Origin of the sequence: Bacillus sp. FSL W7-1346 (assembly GCF_038593335.1) — a bacterium.
GTDB classification, from domain to species: Bacteria; Bacillota; Bacilli; order Bacillales; family Bacillaceae; genus Bacillus; species Bacillus altitudinis.
In genome coordinates, this window is sequence record NZ_CP151988.1 from 893,386 (window position 1) to 912,269 (window position 18,884).

General features: G+C 39.7%; 21 protein-coding genes and 1 tRNA gene. 15 read left to right on the forward strand and 7 right to left on the reverse strand.

The features are described from left to right. Nucleotides 1-39 precede the first annotated feature (39 nt). The 5 genes from NST09_RS04505 to NST09_RS04525 form a co-directional block, all read right to left on the reverse strand. Nucleotides 40-585 carry a histidine phosphatase family protein gene (locus NST09_RS04505; protein ID WP_342493386.1) on the reverse strand — a complete coding sequence of 182 codons (546 nt, stop codon included), beginning with the start codon at nucleotides 583-585 and terminating at the stop codon, nucleotides 40-42. Nucleotides 586-656: 71 nt separating this feature from the next. Then, a complete protein-coding gene (locus NST09_RS04510; RefSeq protein WP_017360392.1) occupies nucleotides 657-848 on the reverse strand; it encodes a hypothetical protein in 192 nt (63 codons plus the stop codon). A 117-nt stretch (nucleotides 849-965) separates the two neighbouring features. Then, a complete protein-coding gene (locus NST09_RS04515) occupies nucleotides 966-1,259 on the reverse strand; it encodes a hypothetical protein (RefSeq protein WP_024719925.1) in 294 nt (97 codons plus the stop codon). Nucleotides 1,260-1,322: 63 nt separating this feature from the next. Beyond that, complete coding sequence (locus tag NST09_RS04520) at nucleotides 1,323-2,012, reverse strand: DUF1963 domain-containing protein (RefSeq protein WP_342493387.1); 690 nt, start codon at nucleotides 2,010-2,012, stop codon at nucleotides 1,323-1,325. 18 nt (nucleotides 2,013-2,030) lie between these two features. Further along, nucleotides 2,031-2,834: a DUF2262 domain-containing protein gene (locus NST09_RS04525; RefSeq protein ID WP_342493388.1), complete on the reverse strand. Its 804-nt coding sequence runs from the start codon at nucleotides 2,832-2,834 to the stop codon at nucleotides 2,031-2,033. Nucleotides 2,835-3,368: 534 nt separating this feature from the next. Here NST09_RS04525 and NST09_RS04530 point away from each other — a divergent pair. Together NST09_RS04530 and lepB are read left to right on the forward strand one after the other, a co-directional pair. After that, complete coding sequence (locus NST09_RS04530) at nucleotides 3,369-5,312, forward strand: LTA synthase family protein (protein ID WP_342493389.1); 1,944 nt, start codon at nucleotides 3,369-3,371, stop codon at nucleotides 5,310-5,312. Nucleotides 5,313-5,468: 156 nt separating this feature from the next. Next, nucleotides 5,469-6,035, forward strand: coding sequence for a signal peptidase I (gene lepB / locus NST09_RS04535; RefSeq protein WP_017360387.1), 567 nt, complete (start codon nucleotides 5,469-5,471; stop codon nucleotides 6,033-6,035). A gap of 42 nt (nucleotides 6,036-6,077) precedes the next feature. Here lepB and NST09_RS04540 read toward each other — a convergent pair whose 3' ends face one another. Further along, entirely contained in the window at nucleotides 6,078-7,370 is a 1,293-nt protein-coding gene (locus NST09_RS04540) for a homocysteine synthase (RefSeq protein WP_008349114.1), read from the reverse strand. Between the two features lie 265 nt (nucleotides 7,371-7,635). On the opposite strand from NST09_RS04540, the gene NST09_RS04545 reads away from it, so the two are divergent. The 12 genes from NST09_RS04545 to NST09_RS04600 all read left to right on the forward strand — a co-directional run bounded on the left by NST09_RS04545 (nucleotide 7,636) and on the right by NST09_RS04600 (nucleotide 16,903). Then, the gene (locus NST09_RS04545) at nucleotides 7,636-7,791 is read left to right on the forward strand and encodes an FbpB family small basic protein (protein ID WP_008349111.1); all 156 of its coding nucleotides are present in this window, start codon (nucleotides 7,636-7,638) and stop codon (nucleotides 7,789-7,791) included. A 162-nt stretch (nucleotides 7,792-7,953) separates the two neighbouring features. Continuing rightward, on the forward strand, nucleotides 7,954-8,721 hold the full coding sequence (locus NST09_RS04550; protein WP_202734618.1) for an ABC transporter ATP-binding protein: 768 nt from the start codon (nucleotides 7,954-7,956) through the stop codon (nucleotides 8,719-8,721). Between the two features lie 14 nt (nucleotides 8,722-8,735). Beyond that, complete coding sequence (locus tag NST09_RS04555) at nucleotides 8,736-9,725, forward strand: aliphatic sulfonate ABC transporter substrate-binding protein (protein ID WP_017360384.1); 990 nt, start codon at nucleotides 8,736-8,738, stop codon at nucleotides 9,723-9,725. A gap of 44 nt (nucleotides 9,726-9,769) precedes the next feature. Then, nucleotides 9,770-10,558 (forward strand): ABC transporter permease, encoded by a 789-nt coding sequence (locus NST09_RS04560; RefSeq protein ID WP_224559741.1) that lies wholly within the window; start codon nucleotides 9,770-9,772, stop codon nucleotides 10,556-10,558. Between the two features lie 14 nt (nucleotides 10,559-10,572). Further along, the gene (ssuD, locus tag NST09_RS04565; RefSeq protein WP_249670335.1) at nucleotides 10,573-11,715 is read left to right on the forward strand and encodes an FMNH2-dependent alkanesulfonate monooxygenase; all 1,143 of its coding nucleotides are present in this window, start codon (nucleotides 10,573-10,575) and stop codon (nucleotides 11,713-11,715) included. A 541-nt stretch (nucleotides 11,716-12,256) separates the two neighbouring features. Beyond that, complete coding sequence (locus NST09_RS04570) at nucleotides 12,257-12,469, forward strand: hypothetical protein (protein WP_003211695.1); 213 nt, start codon at nucleotides 12,257-12,259, stop codon at nucleotides 12,467-12,469. Between the two features lie 115 nt (nucleotides 12,470-12,584). Then, nucleotides 12,585-13,331 carry an ABC transporter ATP-binding protein gene (locus NST09_RS04575; RefSeq protein ID WP_008349096.1) on the forward strand — a complete coding sequence of 249 codons (747 nt, stop codon included), beginning with the start codon at nucleotides 12,585-12,587 and terminating at the stop codon, nucleotides 13,329-13,331. Beyond that, a complete protein-coding gene (locus NST09_RS04580; protein ID WP_073415892.1) occupies nucleotides 13,309-14,775 on the forward strand; it encodes a hypothetical protein in 1,467 nt (488 codons plus the stop codon). Before NST09_RS04575 ends, NST09_RS04580 begins: the two co-directional genes overlap by 23 nt. Further along, the gene (locus NST09_RS04585; RefSeq protein ID WP_272511337.1) at nucleotides 14,759-15,664 is read left to right on the forward strand and encodes a PqqD family peptide modification chaperone; all 906 of its coding nucleotides are present in this window, start codon (nucleotides 14,759-14,761) and stop codon (nucleotides 15,662-15,664) included. Before NST09_RS04580 ends, NST09_RS04585 begins: the two co-directional genes overlap by 17 nt. Beyond that, nucleotides 15,661-15,942 carry a hypothetical protein gene (locus NST09_RS04590; RefSeq protein ID WP_035392600.1) on the forward strand — a complete coding sequence of 94 codons (282 nt, stop codon included), beginning with the start codon at nucleotides 15,661-15,663 and terminating at the stop codon, nucleotides 15,940-15,942. Before NST09_RS04585 ends, NST09_RS04590 begins: the two co-directional genes overlap by 4 nt. Before the next feature lie 79 nt (nucleotides 15,943-16,021). After that, the gene (locus NST09_RS04595) at nucleotides 16,022-16,702 is read left to right on the forward strand and encodes a hypothetical protein (protein ID WP_008349087.1); all 681 of its coding nucleotides are present in this window, start codon (nucleotides 16,022-16,024) and stop codon (nucleotides 16,700-16,702) included. Nucleotides 16,703-16,829: 127 nt separating this feature from the next. After that, nucleotides 16,830-16,903: transfer RNA gene (locus NST09_RS04600), tRNA-Gly, on the forward strand. A 96-nt stretch (nucleotides 16,904-16,999) separates the two neighbouring features. Here NST09_RS04600 and NST09_RS04605 read toward each other — a convergent pair. After that, on the reverse strand, nucleotides 17,000-17,596 hold the full coding sequence (locus NST09_RS04605; RefSeq protein WP_116306631.1) for a hypothetical protein: 597 nt from the start codon (nucleotides 17,594-17,596) through the stop codon (nucleotides 17,000-17,002). Nucleotides 17,597-17,679: 83 nt separating this feature from the next. Between NST09_RS04605 and queG the strand changes: the two genes are divergently transcribed. Further along, nucleotides 17,680-18,828 (forward strand): tRNA epoxyqueuosine(34) reductase QueG, encoded by a 1,149-nt coding sequence (queG, locus tag NST09_RS04610; protein ID WP_026050065.1) that lies wholly within the window; start codon nucleotides 17,680-17,682, stop codon nucleotides 18,826-18,828. Nucleotides 18,829-18,884: the final 56 nt, after the last annotated feature.

Here is an 18,884-nt window from a genome sequence, read left to right on the forward strand (position 1 = left end):
TTTTTCATAAGAAAAAGGCTGGGGTCAACCCTGCCTTTTTTATTTATGCCATATTCTTTCTATTTCTACATGGTCTGCTTTAAAATATTTCAGGATGTAGACATCTGGATTGCTTAGTTGTTCCCACTCCTTGAATCCAATTGCGGGATCGGCGTGTTTTAGAAGCAGGCTCATAATATTGCCATGAGTGGCGAATAAAGTATGATCTCTTCCTAATTTTATTTGTTCATAGAGTGCCTCTACAATACGATTCATCGCTTCTTGGCTCGACTCTCCGCCTTCACAGGTCATATGCATGTCCGAAAAACTGAGCTTTAGTTTTTCATACCAATCTTCCATTGGTTGACTGCTTAACCTACGTTCAGAGAGACGCTTATCCATTTGTACCTTGATCTGTTTGGCATGAGCAAGGGGCTCAACGGTTTGAATCGCTCGTTTATAAGGACTTGAGATGATGTGGTTGAGCTGAATGCCGGAAAAAAACTGTGCGAGTTCTTGCGATTGTGTGATGCCTTGAGGCGTTAAAGACGCATCCTCGGATTGTCCATCTGCTTGACAGTGTCTGACGAAATAATATGTCTTCATAGGGGGTACACCTTCCTCTAAGTATAAAAAAATCATCCAATATTGGATGAGTGTTCACGAAAGTTGAGGTTCTATTTGTTCGTGTCTGCTTCTTTGTATGGATCTATCAGTTTTGAGGTTAGGTCTAAGTTGAACAAAAAATCATCTATGGTGTCTGTGCCAAAGGGAAGGGTGGAAAAGTTAATTGGGATGCTGTCTTCTTGCGTTTCTGAAGTAATCGGCTGTTTGTGCTGCTTTTTTCTCCAGTTCTTAAACAAGCGCATGTGAGGCCCCCTTTTCTAAAAAAAGATGGATTTATACATAATATACGGGGAGAGTTGTCCGAGCGTCAATTGTTTTCTTCAAAAGGATTTATTACATTTGTACGGAAAGAGCCACAGCTAAGTGCGGATCTTTCCGTGTTTTGACATGGCACGGTGTATGGCTTGTTGTACCTTTCGTTCGCATCTGATGTTGTATGGCTTCTTATGGAGTTTACTCGTCTTAAATTGACCAATTACACGCCGGACTCCTTGATCATAAATGATCAGCTCTCTGCTCGTTTGATCACTTAATAACGCTTGAAACCAGCTGTATTTTTTTAGCTGTGCTGCATTCCGTGATATATCATCTTCATCTACCTGTAAAAAAGGGATATACAGAGCAAGATTGAAGATGTCTAAAATGAATCCCATACCTCTGGCCCACTTCATATCGTTTATTACGGTTAGAAAGGGGAAAGGTTCCATTCAATCAGTTTAAAAACAATCCCAGTGCATGAACCATTCTTTATTGTCTTTGTCGTAATAGAAATACATCGTGCCGTTATCACCAATCATGAACCGAGGTTTTTCTTCAGAGGCGATTTGCAGCATGAATTCTCCTGACATCTGGTGGGGAGGAGATTGGATGTAAGCTCCGTATCCACCGATTTTTGTGAACGAGTAGTTTGAGTAATACTCGAAGAAATGATCTGTCGCTTCTTCACTATCATTAACCTCTGATAAGTCAACGTATGACCAAGCTTCCTCCCAGCATGGATAATCCGGTTGTTCCCCTTCGAGCCACTCTATCTGGAAAGGTTTCATTCCTTTCACGTCTTCAGGGGTCTCAGCGATTTCTAATCCTTCCATTGATGAATATTCAATGAGTTTCCAGCCCTCACCGTTTTTGGCGATATCGATCGGAAGGGTTTTCTTGTTGATGAAAATTTGAATCATCTTACATTCATCAAAGCCATTCATTCCCCCTGGTACTTCGGGTAAATACATTTGTAAAATGGGAATCATAGCTCCATCTTGATCTGCCGGCCACCCTTTATCACGTTGGATGAAAAAATGACCAGCAAACCAGCTGTACTTAGATGGATCAGGGCGAAACCCGCCTATTTTGGCTACAATAGGTGTTTTTCCTAGTTGATTTAATTCGTCAAAAGCTTTGATCTTCATTTATCCATCCCCCTTTCTTTAGCCAGCAATGTGTGCATCTTGAAACGTTCCATTCATATTGCCAGAGACAATGATGACATGTCCCCAAAATAAATCTCCGTCATGATAGTAGGCTTCGAATTCTCCATTTGGATAAGCATGGAGGCTTTCAAGAGAGATGCGGCTGATAAATTGATCCGGTGTGATCTCTTCTGAATTTTCAGCGGAGTCGTCTTGTTCCTGCCAATCTTTTGCTAGTTCAAGCAGCTGATTTGCTGCATATGACTTCATGGAGGCATCCCATGTTGTCTGCTCTTCTACGAGTTGTCTAGCCGTTTTCAGAGAGTCATTCATTTCTTCCTCTTCTTCAAGATTGAAGTAAAGAAGGCACTCCTCATTGCCCCACTGGATGGTTGTTTCAAATAAGTCCAGTCCTTTCACTAATTCAAAAGTACCCAGCTTGTCATCGTGGTAAAAGATAGGTTGTTGAGCTTCTTCTAATATTTCTTGAAGTTCCTTATCTTCAGTATCTGTATCAACAAGTGAAACGAGCATAAATTCACCTTCACCTTTACGTACTTGAAGTGTGACGATAGATTCTTTATGTAATTGCGCTTGTTTTTCTCGTAATCCCTTTTCATCTGTTAACCAGCACAGTCTCACTTTTTCGGTTATGATGCGGTCTTTTTCCTTCCATGCAATGAGTGGGATTGAAGCAGTCCAAAGAGTTTCTTTTCCTGCTTTTCCTGCGCCGACTCCAGAAGGTCCTGTAACAGCCATGATGTCTATCACTTCTTCTGAGAATCTTTGTTCAAATATGTTGATTTGTTTGTTTGATTTCATAGGATGTCCCCCAGCTTGATTTATTTGATGGAGCTATACCTTTATCACACCGTACATTGGCAGAGGAAATCAAGCTTTTTTTGTTTAAAACTGTTTTTTAGGTTTGTGGCAACAGAGAGGATACATGGATTGCTGGAGGTTGAGTCACAATAAAAAAGCAAATCGGTTCGGATTTTGTATAAATTTGGCTGAGTGAGTCGAAAAGCCTAGGTGATTCTTCCTTTTCTTTATAATTACTTTGACACGATTAGATGAAAAAAGTAAAGTAGTACTGAGTGATTTACAAAACCTTCATCATTCTCTGAAACATGAAGTGGCAGTAAATTTAATGTAAATGGATATTTTTCCTTTTATTTACTCGTATTTTTTTTGAAACTTATGATGCTTCTTATTCGTTATATTAAAGGAGCACATGTAACCTGCGGAGAAAAGAGCATCGGAATGCTTGGTGCAGAAGATTTACATTTGCAAAATCAATGTAAATTTTTTATGATTTCATTTATATCAGATCGAAAATAAGAAAGAAGAGGTTTTATGAATAAAATATTTGCGAACAAATATAGCTTTTTTGTTTTGGCTGTCCTTTTATTTTGGGCAAAATCGTACACAGCCTACAAAATGGACTTTAATTTAGGAGTGAAGGGATCTTTTCAAGAGGGTCTTCTCTTATTAAATCCATTCAGTTCAGCCATCGTGTTTTTAGGACTTGCTCTCTTTTTGAAGGGGCGTAAATCGGCCATTGTTTTAATTGTCATTGATTTTATTATGACCGCACTTTTATATGCGAATGTAGCGTACTATCGTTTCTTTGATGATTTTTTAACCTTCCCGACAATGAAACAAGCCGGTAATCTTGGGGGAGGTATGACTGGCGGTGTATTAGCAAGTATTAAGCCGCATGACCTTTTGTACTTCCTTGATATCATGATTTTAATTGCCATTGTCATTTGGAGACCAGAAGTGAAGAAGTTCCAAATGAAAAAAACTTTCGCACTGCTAATTGTGGCTGCAGGTGTTGGACTGTTCTTCGTTAACCTACACTTAGCTGAAAAAGATCGTCCAGAATTATTGACGAGAACATTTGATCATAAGTACATTGTGAAATATTTAGGTGTTTATAACTATGCGATTTATGACGGCGTGCAAACTGCACAAAATGCAACGCAGGTAGCAAATGCGAGTAGTGATGATTTAACGGATGTCGTGAACTATACGACTTCTCACTATGCGAAACCAAATGCAGAATACTTTGGTCAAGCTAAAGGGAAAAACATCATCAAAATCCATTTAGAAAGCTTCCAGTCATTTTTAATTGACTACAAGTTAAATGGAGAAGAAGTGACGCCGTTTTTAAACAAACTAGCTCATGGGAAAGAAGATTTTACGTATTTTGATAACTTCTTCCACCAGACTGGTCAAGGGAAGACTTCTGATGCTGAGCTCATGATGGATAATAGTATGTTTGGCTTACCAGAGGGTGCAGCGTTTGTGACAAAAGGTGAAAATACCTTCCAATCACTTCCTGCCATCTTAGATCAAAAAGCAGGCTATACGAGTGCAGTGCTTCACGGGGATTATAAATCTTTCTGGAACCGTGACACGATTTATAAACATATGGGAATTGATCAATTCTTCGATGCATCTTATTACAACATGGATGAAGAAAACCTTGTAAACATGGGTCTGAAGGATAAACCATTCTTTAAAGAATCAATCCCAATGTTAGAATCAATGAAAAAGCCATTTTACGCACACTTAATGACATTGACCAACCATTATCCATTTAATTTAGATGAGAAAGATGCGACAATCGCTAAGGCAACAACTGGCGATAAAACAGTGGATAATTATTTCCAAACAGCGAGATACTTGGATGAGTCATTAGAACAATTCTTTAAGGACTTGAAAAAATCAGGTCTATATAAAGACTCAGTGATTCTATTATATGGTGATCATAACGGTATTTCTGAGAACCATAACCGTGCAATGAGTGAGATTCAAGGGAAAGAAATTACGCCATATCAAAATGCACAAAATCAGCGTGTACCGCTCATGATTCGGATCCCTGGGAAACAAGGCGGCGTGAATCATACGTATGGCGGTGAAGTAGACGTGATGCCGACGCTTCTTCACTTACAAGGTATTGATTCAAATGAGTACGTGAATTTTGGAACAGATTTATTCTCTAAGAAGCATGATCAAACTGTTGCATTCCGTAACGGAAACTATGTGACACCAAAATATACCCTTGTAGATAATACGGTCTACGATACAAAAACGGGTAAAGTGGTGAAACAAAACAAAAAGACAGAAGCGATTAAAGCCCGTGTTGATAATCAGTTAAGCTTGTCAGATAAAGTACTATACAGGGATCTTCTTCGATTCCATAAGCTATCTGATTTTAAACCAGTGAATCCATCTGATTATTTCTATGGTAAAACAAACAAAGAGACAGAAGCGGATTCTTCTGCTAACTAACTGAGTTTTGGGCAAGCACAGAAAGGTGCTTGCCTTTTTCTCTCTTACAGCTTGATTTGTTGGCAAAATATGTTTATATTTAGGGAGAAACAAGCGTGGCGTCAGCGGTCAGCTGGCGATAACTCATTTTGTCCTAGGGGATTTCAGGAGGAGCTTATGACAACAAATACAAAAACACAAAAAAAGAAATCAGAATTATGGGGCTGGATCAAAGCCATCTTAATCGCATTTATTGCTGTTTTTATCATTCGTAACTTTTTATTCGCACCGTATATTGTAAAGGGGACTTCTATGGAACCGACACTGCATAATACAGAGCGGGTGTTTGTGAATAAAACAGTCGATTACTTCGGCGATTATAAACGCGGACAGATCATCGTTCTTGATGGGGAAGACCGCAGTACTCACTATGTGAAACGATTGATTGGTTTACCTGGTGATAAAATCGAAATGAAAAATGACCAGCTATATGTGAACGGTCAAAAAGTGGCGGAGCCTTATTTAGCATCAAACAAAAAGAAAGCTGCCGCAGATGGCACCTTGCTGACACCTGATTTCGGTCCTCTTACAGTTCCTAAAGGAAAGTACTTTGTCATGGGTGACAACCGCCAAAACTCAATGGACAGTCGCAACGGTTTAGGTCTTTTTACAAAGAGTGATATTCAAGGGACAACATCATTCGTGTTTTATCCCTTCCAAGATATTCGATTAATCAATCACTAGTCAATAAGAAAAAGCACACAGGTGTGTGCTTTTTTTGTTTGGTTAAGACTGGCTTTTTGAAATCGCCTGTTCTAGATCTGCCAGAATATCTTCAATCGCTTCTGTTCCAACAGATAAACGAATAAGTTCTGGTGTCACCCCTGTGGCTTTTTGCTCTGCTTCACTTAATTGCTGATGCGTTGTGCTGGCAGGGTGGATGATGAGTGACTTAGAGTCGCCTACGTTTGCAAGATGTGAGAAAAGCTGAACCGAATCAATGAGTTTTTTTCCTGCGTCTTTGCCACCTTTAATGCCGAATGTGAGGATGGCGCCTTGCCCTTTTGGTAAATAAGTTTGAGCCAGCTCAAAGGATTCATGGCCTTCAAGACCTGGATAGCTGACCCATTCTACAAGAGGATGATCTTGTAAAAATTGTGCTGTCTTCAATGCATTTTCACTGTGGCGTTCAAGGCGAAGATGCAATGTTTCTAAGCCTTGCAAGAGTAAAAATGAGTTGAATGGTGATAAAGCCGCCCCTAGATCACGTAAGAGCTGTACACGTGCTTTTGTGATATAAGCTGCTTCGCCAATCGCTTCCGTATACGTCAGACCATGATAGCTAGGGTCTGGTTCCGTCAGGCCTTTGAACTTATCACTATCACTCCAAGGAAACTTGCCGCTGTCGACGATGACTCCGCCAATGGATGTGCCATGGCCGCCGATGAATTTCGTCGCTGAATGGACAACAATGTCTGCGCCAAATTCAATCGGTCTTAACAAATAAGGGCTGGCAAGTGTGTTATCCACAATTAGAGGGATATGGTGCTTGTGTGCAATGGCTGATACGGCTTCAATATGTAAAATGTCGCCTTTTGGATTCCCGATGCTTTCTGCATACACTGCTTTTGTTTTATCTGTAATGGCTGCTTCAAGTTCTTCAAGGTTTGAGGAATCCACAAATTTCACTGTAATTCCGAGCTTTTTTAATGTATGAGCAAATAAATTATATGTGCCGCCATACAGACTGCTGGAGGATACGATTTCGTCACCAGCTCCTGCAATGTTTAAAATGGAGTAAGTGGTCGCTGCTTGTCCTGAGGAGACAGCAAGTGCACCAATTCCACCTTCAAGCTCAGCGATCCGTTTTTCAAACACATCATTTGTCGGGTTCATAATACGTGAATAAATATTACCGGGTTCCTGAAGGCCAAATAAATTCGCCGCATGCTCACTATCTCTAAAACCGAAAGAGCTTGTTTGGTAAATAGGTACAGCTCTTGAATAGGTGGCTGAATCCAGTTCTTGACCTGCGTGTATTGCTTTTGTTTCTAAACGAAATTGAAGTTCTTCTGACATGTGTGTATCCTCCTTTTGTTAGATAAAACCAACTACTTTAATAAGAAATATTTAATAAGACTATAAATCTTGTTTAGTGCCCGGTCAATCATTTTTTAGATAAATCTGAAAAAACAATAAATATAGTTGACATGTCGGAATAGTATGTATTAACATAAGCATACTGAAAATACCAACAAGAATCGCTGATCGGTCAACCGAAGGCTCGTTCACTCAGGCATGAGTGAAGGGCCTTTTTTTATTTTAATCAGGAGGGAAGTTGAAGATGGAGAAAAAGAAAAAACGAAAAAAATACAGAAAACATATGGATATCACATTAGACATTTTGATTGAGCGTAACAAATATGAGATTTACAGCAATCAAGAACGAATAGAAGCCATTTACGATCGTATTGATGAAAAACATACAAGGTCGAAATAACCATTTTATAAAATGTAGTTGATTTATAGGAATAATATGATTTAGGATGGTGCTAACAACTCAATATGAAAAGCTGATCGGACAAAACGAAGGCTCTTATCTCTCTTTTGGGATAAGGGCCTTTCTGTGTATCTATCTGATGACAAGAGGAGTGAACTTGCATTGACTATTTCCGTTGATATTGTGGATAAGTCTTTTTGGAAAGACAAACAAACCATTCAAGTGCTTGAAAACGTAAGGCTCACCATCGTTCCTGGTGAATTCGTGACGGTGATTGGTCCGAGCGGTTGCGGGAAAAGTACATTGCTGAAGATGATTGGAGGGCTTGATACAGATTATGATGGGCAGATCGTGATAGGAGAAAGGCGTGTGACAGAACCAGGAATGAAACAGGGCTTTATTTTTCAAGAGCATCGCTTATTTCCATGGTTGACGGTCGAAGAAAATATCGCTGCCAATTTCAATTTAAAACAAGCAGCTGTTCGCCGCAAAGTGGATGAATTAATTGAAATTGTTCGGTTAAAAGGTTTTGAACACGCCTATCCACATGAGCTTTCAGGCGGGATGTCACAACGTGTTGCTATTGCAAGAGGACTCCTGCGTGATCCGGAGATTTTATTGCTTGATGAACCTTTTGGTGCGCTAGATGCATTTACACGGAAACACTTACAGGATGTGCTGCTGGATATTTGGCAGGAGAAAAGAACAACGATGGTGCTTGTCACTCATGATATTGACGAATCCATTTATTTAGCCAATGAAATTGTGCTGTTACAAGCAAGACCCGGCCGAATTCATAAAATCCTTCCCGTGAACTTACCATTCCCGCGGAATAGAACGTCAACAGCTTTTCAGAGCTTAAGACAAAAGGTGCTTTCAGAATTTGAGAAAACAGATGAGCTGTTACTGACGAATGGCTCAGGAATTTAAGGAGGTCAAATCGAATGAAAAGGCAAAAAAGGATCGTTCTCTTTCTGGGTATCCTCCTTGTATTAGCTGGGTGTGGTCAAGCAGCGAATGGATCAGAAGACAAGCCGAAAGAGATTCGGATTGGGATTCAGCAAAGTCTAAGCCCACTTCTTTTAGCAAAGGAAAAAGGGTGGTTTGAGCAATCATTTGAAAAAGAAGGTATGAAAGTCAAGTGGGTGGAGTTCCAAAGTGGTCCTCCCCAATTCGAAGGGCTCGCCGCCAATCAATTAGATTTTTCACAGGTTGGTAATTCACCTGTTATAGCTGGTCAGGCAGCAGGTATTGATTTTAAGGAAATTGGTTTATCTCAGGATGGGTTAAAGGCGAATGGGATTTTAGTGAATAAGAACAGTGAGATTCAAAAAGTAGAAGATTTAAAAGGGAAAAAAATCGCCGTTGCCAAAGGAAGCAGTGGTTTTGACTTTTTATACAAAGTATTAGATCAGGCAGGTTTATCTGCAAAGGATGTCCAGATCATTCAGCTTCAGCCGGATGAGGCAATATCTGCGTTTGAAAATGGGTCAGTTGATGCTTGGTCGATCTGGGAGCCGTTCTTATCACTTGAAACGATAGAAAAGGGAGCAAAGCTACTGGTTAATGGAGAAGCGACCGATTTATATTCACCTGGATTCACACTTGTCAGAACCAAGTTTGCCGATGAGTACCCTGAACTAGTGGTGCAATTTTTAAAAGTATATGACAAAGCGGTGAAATGGCAGAAAGACCATCAACAGGAAGCCATTACACTTTATGCTCGTTTGAAACAATTAGATCAGAAGGTGGTGACACAAGTATTAAACAATACAGAGCCGCTCAATGAGCCCATTTCTAAGAAGATCATAAACGCCCAGCAGCATACAGCTGATTTTCAATATCAAACAAAGGCGATTCAGCGGAAGATTGATGTCAATCAGGTGGTAGATAATTCGTTTATTGAAAAAATGCTGAAAGAGGAGAAGAGTTGATGAAAGCTGCATCTAACCCAGCCCTTGTGACTAAAACCGAGCGAATGAAGAAAAAAAGGAGAAAAGCTTCATCCTTCATCATGTTAAAAGGACTTGTATTACCTGCTTTACTCATTGCGATTTGGCAGGGAGCTGCTGCTTCCCAAATCGTTTCTTCTACTGTACTACCTGCACCCACTGTCATTGCGGAATCTTTTCGTGAGTTGATTCGTTCCGGTGAGCTGTTTGGCCATCTTTACATCAGTCTCTACAGAGCAATATGCGGGTTTTTACTTGGGGGAGGTTTAGGACTTGTGATGGGTCTGTGTGTCGGTTTTTCTAGGAAAACCGAGCAGTATGTAGATCCGACCTTGCAAATGCTGAGAACAGTTCCTCATTTAGCGGTGACTCCTTTATTTATTCTTTGGTTTGGTTTTGATGAATCAGCGAAAATTTTATTGATTGCACTTGGGGCTTTTTTTCCGATCTATATCAATACCTTTCTAGGAATTCGCAGTGTAGATAACAAGCTGTTCGATGTGGCTCGCGCTTTAGAGTTTAATCTGTATCAAAATATCACAAAGCTCATTTTACCTGCTGCCCTTCCTCATATTCTTCTGGGCGTGAGGCTTTCATTAGGCATTGCCTGGCTTGGTTTAGTGGTGGCTGAATTGATGGGGTCGAGTAGTGGAGTCGGCTACATGATTATGGATGCAAGACAATTCTCGCAAACGGATAAAGTGTTTGTAGGGATTATCATCTTTGCGGTAGTTGGTAAGATGACTGATTCATTTGTACGGCTGTTAGAAAAGCGACTGCTCAAATGGCGCACAAGTTATCAAGGTGAAAAATAATAGGAGGCGATATGATGAATATTCTATGGTTTATTCCAACGCATGGGGATGGGCGTTATTTAGGATCATCGAAAGGGGCAAGACAGGCAGACTATCCGTATTTTAAACAAATTGCTCAAGCTGCCGATCAGCTTGGGTACACAGGGGTCTTGCTGCCTACAGGTAGATCTTGTGAAGATCCATGGCTGACAGCGGCCGCTTTAGCTGCAGAGACAACTCATTTAAAGTTTCTTGTGGCTCTTCGGCCAGGGTTGATGCAGCCGTCTGTTGCTGCTAGAATGACCTCCACATTTGATCGGCTTTCAGGCGGGAGACTGCTGATCAATGTTGTAGCGGGAGGAAGTAAAGAAGAACTTGAAGGAGACGGGCTATTCATTTCTCATGATGAACGCTATGAGGCAACAGAAGAATTTTTGACCATCTGGAAGCGGTTATTGAAAGGAGAGAATGTTCAGTTTCAAGGGAAGCATCTGCAAGCACAAAATGGACGTCTGCTATTTCCACCAGCTCAAACACCACATCCACCCGTTTTTTTTGGAGGATCATCAGAAGCAGGCATTCAAGCCGCTGCAAAACATACAGATGTTTATTTAACTTGGGGCGAGCCTCCTGCACAAGTAAAAGAGAAAATCGCACAAGTGAAAAAGCAGGCTGAAAAAGAAGGAAGAACGGTGAGGTTTGGTATTCGACTTCATGTGATCGTGAGGGAAACGGAAGATGAAGCTTGGCAAGCAGCGGAACATCTGATTCGTCATTTAGATCAAGAGACTATTGATGAGGCGCAAAAGACTTTACAAGGGATGGACTCAGTAGGGCAAAAACGAATGGTTGAATTACATCAAGGGAATAAAGAGAAGCTTGAAATTAGCCCTAATCTTTGGGCAGGCATTGGCTTAGTTAGAGGCGGGGCAGGAACAGCGCTCGTCGGGGACCCGCATACAGTAGCAGAACGTGTAATAGAATATCAGTCTCTAGGTATTGATACATTTATCTTTTCTGGTTATCCGCACTTAGAAGAATCTTATTATTTAGCAGAACTTGTTTTCCCGCTTCTCCCATTTAAAAGAAATGGTGATGCAGGACCACACGTTCCTGCTGGTGAAATTATTGGGAACAATTACTTTCCTGATACAGCCTCTGCTGCAAGTTCCTCATAAATGAAAGCAAAGCAGTCATACTTGTCGGGCTGCTTTGCTTTTTTTATAGAAAGAGAAGCAAGTAAAATGATATGTGCTGTGGAAGAAGGCAAGGGCTTTTTTCCCAACAGGTTTTCTTGTATATACATATTTTAAGAGACAAGAGAAGAAGGAAAATATGCTCACTCTTTTGTCGGAATTATCAGTTAATATGTCGTATTTGATGTGTTAACGACATATAATTAGGACTTTTATATCTGATATATCGGGGGAATTCTTTCTATCTCAAAAAAATGAAAGATTAAATAGAAGAGATGATGAAAATGAACTATTTGAAAAAAGGCAGAAAAAAGATGGTTTAATTGACATTATATGGGTTTGGTGGTTCTTACGTTGTGGTGAAAAATAGTAAAAAAGGGAGAATTTATACAGTTGAACATGAATAATTGAATAAAAAGTCACATTTTACACGAAAATATGTTCGGTCAAAAATGGGATCTTCTGTTGATGTTTGGAGTGTGACGCCTATGATACGATCATCATAAGCTGGGAGGTGAAAAGTATGACTTATGCAGCGCCGCAAGTTGACTATTCCACTATGGAACCTGCTATTATGGACCAAGCTTGGTTCTTAGTATTTGTTGCTGTCCTTCTTGGATTGGGAGCAACAGTTGTTCTAGGAGCAGCAGTTTGGTGTTTAGCAAACGGCAAGGGTAGCTTTACAGGAGCCGTTCAGTGGGAAAGTGGCTTAAAAGTCCAAATTGAATGTAAGTAGCTATACTTAGGATTCATCTTTTTACTTCTTAGATAAGACACCAGGGCTAAACCGTCTGTGGCGGGCGGTTTAGCCTGATCTGTTTTTAAAGAATATGCAGACACTTGGAGGTTATATGTTTACGATCGAGAATTTAACCAAGACGTATAAAAATAACGTGACTGCTGTCAATGATTTTCATTTGAAAATTGCCCCTCATCAAATCGTTGCTGTTGCTGGACCAAATGGATCCGGTAAAACAACGATGATTAACTGTGTACTCGGCATCATTAAGCATACAGAAGGAACCATTCATATCAAGGACGTCACAAATGATGATCCATCCTTTAAAAAACAAGTCGCCTATGTTCCAGATGATCTGCTGCTCCCTGAAGCATTGACTGGTGCTGAATATTTAGATTTTGTTTCTTCTATGTATGAATGTAAAACAATTCAAAGAAGAAATCAACTAATTGAATTGTTTGATATGGAATCAGCTTTATCAAGACCGATTGAAACCTATTCCCATGGAATGAAAAAAAAGACACAGCTGATTGCTGCCTTTATGCTTGAGAGTCAATTAGTGATCATGGATGAGCCCTTTAGAGGACTTGATATTGAAGCGGTTATAAACACAAAGAAACTAATGAAACGTTATGCCGAGCACCATGGTGCAATCTTGCTTTCAACGCATGATATGCTTTCAGCGGAAGAGCTGTGCCACAAGATCGCCATTATTTCTAAAGGAAATAAAATGGATGAAGGGACGGTTTCAGCCTTAAAAGAAAAGTATCAATCAAGCACATTGGAACAGGTGTTTCTGAAAGCTTCAATGTTAAGTGATAGGGGTGCACATTTTGATGAAATCATTAATCATTTCTAAAATGATGCTTAAAATGTGGCAGCAGGAGATGTATAAGCTCTTTGATACTCAAACGAAGCGAATCATTGTGGTCTTATTCTTTTTGTTTGCAGTCACAATGGGAGCCATCATCGGATACAGTTTTACGGGTGTCTTTATGAAGGCTTTCTTAAATGGAGATGAACGTTCACTTGGGTTGTTGGTTGTGTCGATGGCAATCAATGCATCCATTTTTACAAGCTTGTTATTTGTGCTGATCAAAGTCAGAACACCTGAACAAGACCGCTTCTCTATGCAGCTCAGCTGGTTTCCGCTGTCTACCTTTCAAAAAAGTCTTGGTTACTTCATTCCGATGGTGACAGTCGTGACAGGGCTTGTTTTATTTTTCATCGGGATCTTGCTTTTACCTAATTTTATTGCACAAGGGATCGGTATTTTCTTTATTCTTACATTCTTTTTGATGGTGCTGTTGCAATCGCTCTTTGTCTTAACACTGCTTCAGCTCATTTACAACGTGACTTATTTACTCGTACTAAAATTAAAATTACCGTTGCAAAAATTTGCAGCGATATTTGTTTTATTAGCGCTAGTTGTAGCCTATGGAATGACACATTTCGACATCAATCAAATACAGCAATCATATGTACAGTTTGATTATCATTTGATGTATTTTACAGCACCGTTTTTCTTAGCGGCACAAGGGATGTCTCCTGACGGGGTGAATTATGCGTTTTTGATCCTCTTCATCTTATTATCTGCGGGAGGCGCATTTATTTCTCTTGCTTTAATGCCAATTATGGCTGAGAAAAAAGCGTTAACCTTTCTGCACAAACTACCATTTTCATCTTCGAAAAAGTGGTCACTCATTGTAAAGGAAATAAAGTCACAAGTGAGAAATGAAGAAAATATTTTAAACTTTCTCATCCTCCTTATTGTCATTTTATTTGTCCGTTATCAGTTTGCCTTCCGCTTTGAAGGAGAAGCTTTTTTTGTCTTATGTGCGCTAGCTGGGTTAACAGCTTTTAATTCATTTGGCAATGACAAACGAATGCTTGGGATGTATAAAACGTTCGGTCTAAGGCCGTGGGAAGTGGCTCTTTATAAGTTCCTTGGGCTTTTGCTCGTTGGTGTGATCCAAATTGTTTTATTTATGATCACAACACTGACGCTCCCGGATCAGATCTGGATCGTGTTGATTGGCGCTGCTGTCTTGTGTAATGCAACGGCTCTCTTTTATGTGGTTGGTATTTTATTGCCCCTTGATCGAAATAATCCATACACAGGCATTTTCTCGTTTGGAGCGCTTATTTTAATCATGATTCCGATTGTTTTTATTGGAAACTATGTGATAGGGGAATCGAGTCAAATGCTTCAGTGGCTGCTTGTGGCAGGATTTGAATGTCTGCTCATCTTTGCCATATATAAAGGTTTTTCATGGAGGTATTCACATGATTCAACTTCTTAACAATAAGCTAAAGATTGAGCGGGTGCCGGCACTTGCGCCATATGTGACTTTACAAAAAAGACATTTGACTGATACGCAGTACGGAAGTTCGCTTCCGATTAACGAAAGTGCATATCATATGTTAACGAAAGTGGATGGTCAAAGGACAGAGGCGAGTATTACGGCAGAGCTCGCCGATTTGTTTCAGGTCGATGAGTCTGTGATTGCCCGTGATTTTTATCAATTGATGATGGGGCTGAATCAGCATCACTTGCTGTCGATTCATTATCAATCGCCATATCGGACTGTCACAGCCTTCTGTCAATTTTTTAAGCAGTATCAAGTAAAAATGAAAGAGCGGTTTGACTGCACGGGTCATTCATTTCTTCACATATTGGGTACGGCTCTGCTGATGGTGACGCGCAAAATCATCTTTTTCTGGGTGCTCTTTATGATCATGGCGGGAATCGCCTTTTTATTTATTCCTGATTCATCGATTGCGGCCATTGCGATTTATTTTACGATTATTTATTTCGGATTAATTACTGGAACTGCCTTGCATGAGGCGGCACATGGGTATGCACATCGGAAGTTCGCCGGCCGGGATGGTCCTCAAGGCTTTTTTGCGAGCGATATGATGTCTGTGAAATTTGTGAGGCCTGTTTTAGACCCGTTTCAGAAAAAACAGGTGTGGATTACACTGCTTGGTCCGCTTTTGCCGGGGCTCATTGGCGCAATCGGAATCATTGTGACTGTTTTATTTCTAAAAGAAAATCCAATTTCGACAGGGTTTTTCATTTTTTCAATCACGTATTTTATTCAATTGCTCTACCTTCTTCCGTTTATGGGGGATGGTAAGTCTATTATGAAGCAGTTATTGCTTGGTGGAATGGGAGGACAACGATCATGAACGTTCAGGCAATGAAACAAGGTGCAATTGTTGGTAGTTTCCTAGGTTTCTTAGGTTTTCCGATGCTGACTATTGGTGTTCTGTTCTATCACTTATTTCAATCAAAAACAAATAATGAATTATTATTTAACAGTCTTGCTTTTGAGATGGAAGGTTCGTCAGCATTTACGTTCCAAATCAAACCAAACTTTTTTATTTATATGGTTGTCATTTTTGCTGTCAGTTTTTTCATTGTGGCATTCCTATCAGCCATGAAACAGAAAAAAGCGAAAGATTAGGAGAATTCTCCTAATCTTTTTTTGTATATTAAACCAAATTTTAGTATAATAAAAAATAAATATATAAAAGGGGATATCAATGATTAAGAAATGGAGCATTCTTTTATTTACTGTTTTTCTATTAGCTGGATGCGGCGAGAAGGCTGCAGAAACAACAACGACAGAGAAAACGGTCTCAGAAAAACCTGCAACAGAGAAAAATAAGGAAACAGCAACTCACGATGAAGTAACTGTCGAACCTATGAAACTAACAAAAAATGAAAAAAGTCTTTTGGAAGCATTATCAGATAAGCCGTTTGAAGCGATGACAGTGAAAGGACTAAAAGGCAGTAATAAAAGTGTATCCTTGATCGGTATGCATTACAAAGATGGACAATTATTAAAAGAAGATACAAAAAAAATCACCATTGACCTTCATCAAAATGGCGTCGATAACAGTGTGAATTTTATCTATCAGCTAGAAGATGAAAAAGATGATCTGTTAAAAGTAACGTATAGCTTATGGAAAGATAAAGAGCAAAGCGAACTAACGAAACTCTCGACTAGCATGGATTTCAAACAGGACGTGGGAGGAAACACAACGATATCAGCTTCAGATCTTTTTCACATGTCTCCTGGAGAGAAAAAATTAATTTCTACTACCATCACAACTGGAATGAACCATGAGTTTTCTGGTTTAACAGGTTCTGAAAAGAATCTGAAAGAGGAATTAAAAGATGTAAAGCAGGCTTATTTGGTGTATTTGCAACTAGACAAATAACTATCGTAATATATATGGAGAATATGAAATTTTTTGACGAAAAATCTTCATATTCTCTTGACGAATTGTTAAGAAAGTTGTAACATAATAAAAGTCAACGCAATGACGTTGTCTCTAAAAGATTGATGCGGGTGTAGTTTAGTGGTAAAACCTCAGCCTTCCAAGCTGATGTCGTGAGTTCGATTCTCATCACCCGCTCCAATACATAATTTTGTTTATAACGCAGTATTTCGTTTCATAGATAAACGAAGTGTTGCGTTTTTTATTATGTCAGTATAATGTGAAAAGCACTGTGACCTACAGTGCTTTTTCAATGAGTTCATATTCACTTTCTCCACCATGTATTTGTATAAACATCTTCGTCAAGGATTGTATAAGTGCCTCACTCTTTTCCCGGGAAATAGATGGTGGGAAGAGAATGATTTGAAGAATGCTTTTTGTGTCTTGAGAAATTTGAGCTTTACTTGCTTGAGAAAATAACCCTTTAAGCTCTGCGCCATCCTGCCATTCAATATGACCAGTTTCATTTTTGGATAATGAAAGAGGCCCTTTCAATTGATCGGCATCTAATGTAAGGATAGGCAAGAAATATTTTAGTGAAAAAAATATCGACAAATCCTGTACGGAATTGGTCGAGTCAATAAATTGTTCTTTTTGAATATCAGCAAGAAGCGGAAGAAAGGGGATACCTTCTAGAAGGTTCGTCCATTCTTTGATCGCTGGTACTTCTTCCAAAGTTTGATCTTCATATTCAAAAAACAAAGATTCTTGAAACAGGCGCAGTCGGCCTTTTAACATTTGAGGGGATTTTCCTATCTCAATATGTGAATATTCAATCTGTCCAACATGGATAGACGGGCTTTTAGGTTGGGAGATTTCCATTTGTATCTTCACAGTGACTCACTCCAATCGGTCATGATACACTCGTATTATACTGAAAACAACTGAAGAAACAAAGAAAGGAGGTTTGCAAGGTGATTCATGTTGGACAATTAAAAGAAGAGTTAATTCAATATGCGAACGAAATTGGTGTCGATAAAATTCGATTTGCAAGTGCTGATACATTTGATTCATTAAAGGACCGCCTCATCTTACATGAATCGTTAGGGTATTTGTCCGGTTTTGAAGAGCCTGATATCGAAAAACGAACAAATCCTGCTTTGCTGCTTCCAAAAGCAAAATCAATTGTCGCCATTGCGCTCGCATATCCTTCTAAAATGAAAGATGCTCCCCGAAGTACAAAGGATGCAAGAAGAGGGATTTTTTGCAGGGCTTCATGGGGAACTGATTATCATGTTGTGCTGAAAAAAAAGCTCGACATGCTTGAAGAATTTTTGCGCAGTAAACACGAAGATATACGGACAAAATCAATGGTGGACACAGGTGAATTGTCTGACCGTGCTGTAGCCGAACGTGCTGGCATTGGCTTTAGTGCAAAGAACTGTATGATTATCACACCAGAGTTCGGATCTTATGTCTATTTGGCTGAGATGATCACAAATGTTCCATTTGAACCGGATGAGAAAATAGAAGACCAGTGCGGAACTTGTAATAAATGTGTGGATTCATGCCCAACGGGTGCTCTTGTGAATCCAGGCCAGCTCAATTCTCAAAGGTGTATTTCGTTTTTAACACAGACAAAAGGGTTTTTACCTGACGAATTTCGCTCGAAAATAGGGAATCGGTTGTATGGATGTGATACGTGCCAAACGGTCTGCCCAATTAATAAAGGGAAAGACTTTCATCTACATCCTGAAATGGAGCCGGACCCTGAAATTGCAAAGCCGCTCTTAAAGCCACTGCTGACAATCAGCAATCGTGAATTTAAAGAGAAGTATGGTCATGTTTCTGGATCATGGCGAGGGAAAAAGCCTATTCAGCGGAATGCCATTTTGGCACTTGCTCACTTTAAAGATACATCTGCTTTGCCGGATTTGGTTGACCTGATGCATAAAGATCCAAGACCGGTCATTCGAGGCACGGCTGCTTGGGCAATCGGTAAAATTGGCGATGGTCAGCAGCTTTCAGAACTGGAAAAAGCCCTTGAGCGGGAAAGTGATGAAGAAGCAAAACAAGAGATCATCAAAGGGATTGAATTGTTACAAACACCTTTAAATACTAAATAACCTCCCATTGAACATAGAATGAACCAAACAGAGATGTTAAAAAAAGTTTGGTGGTG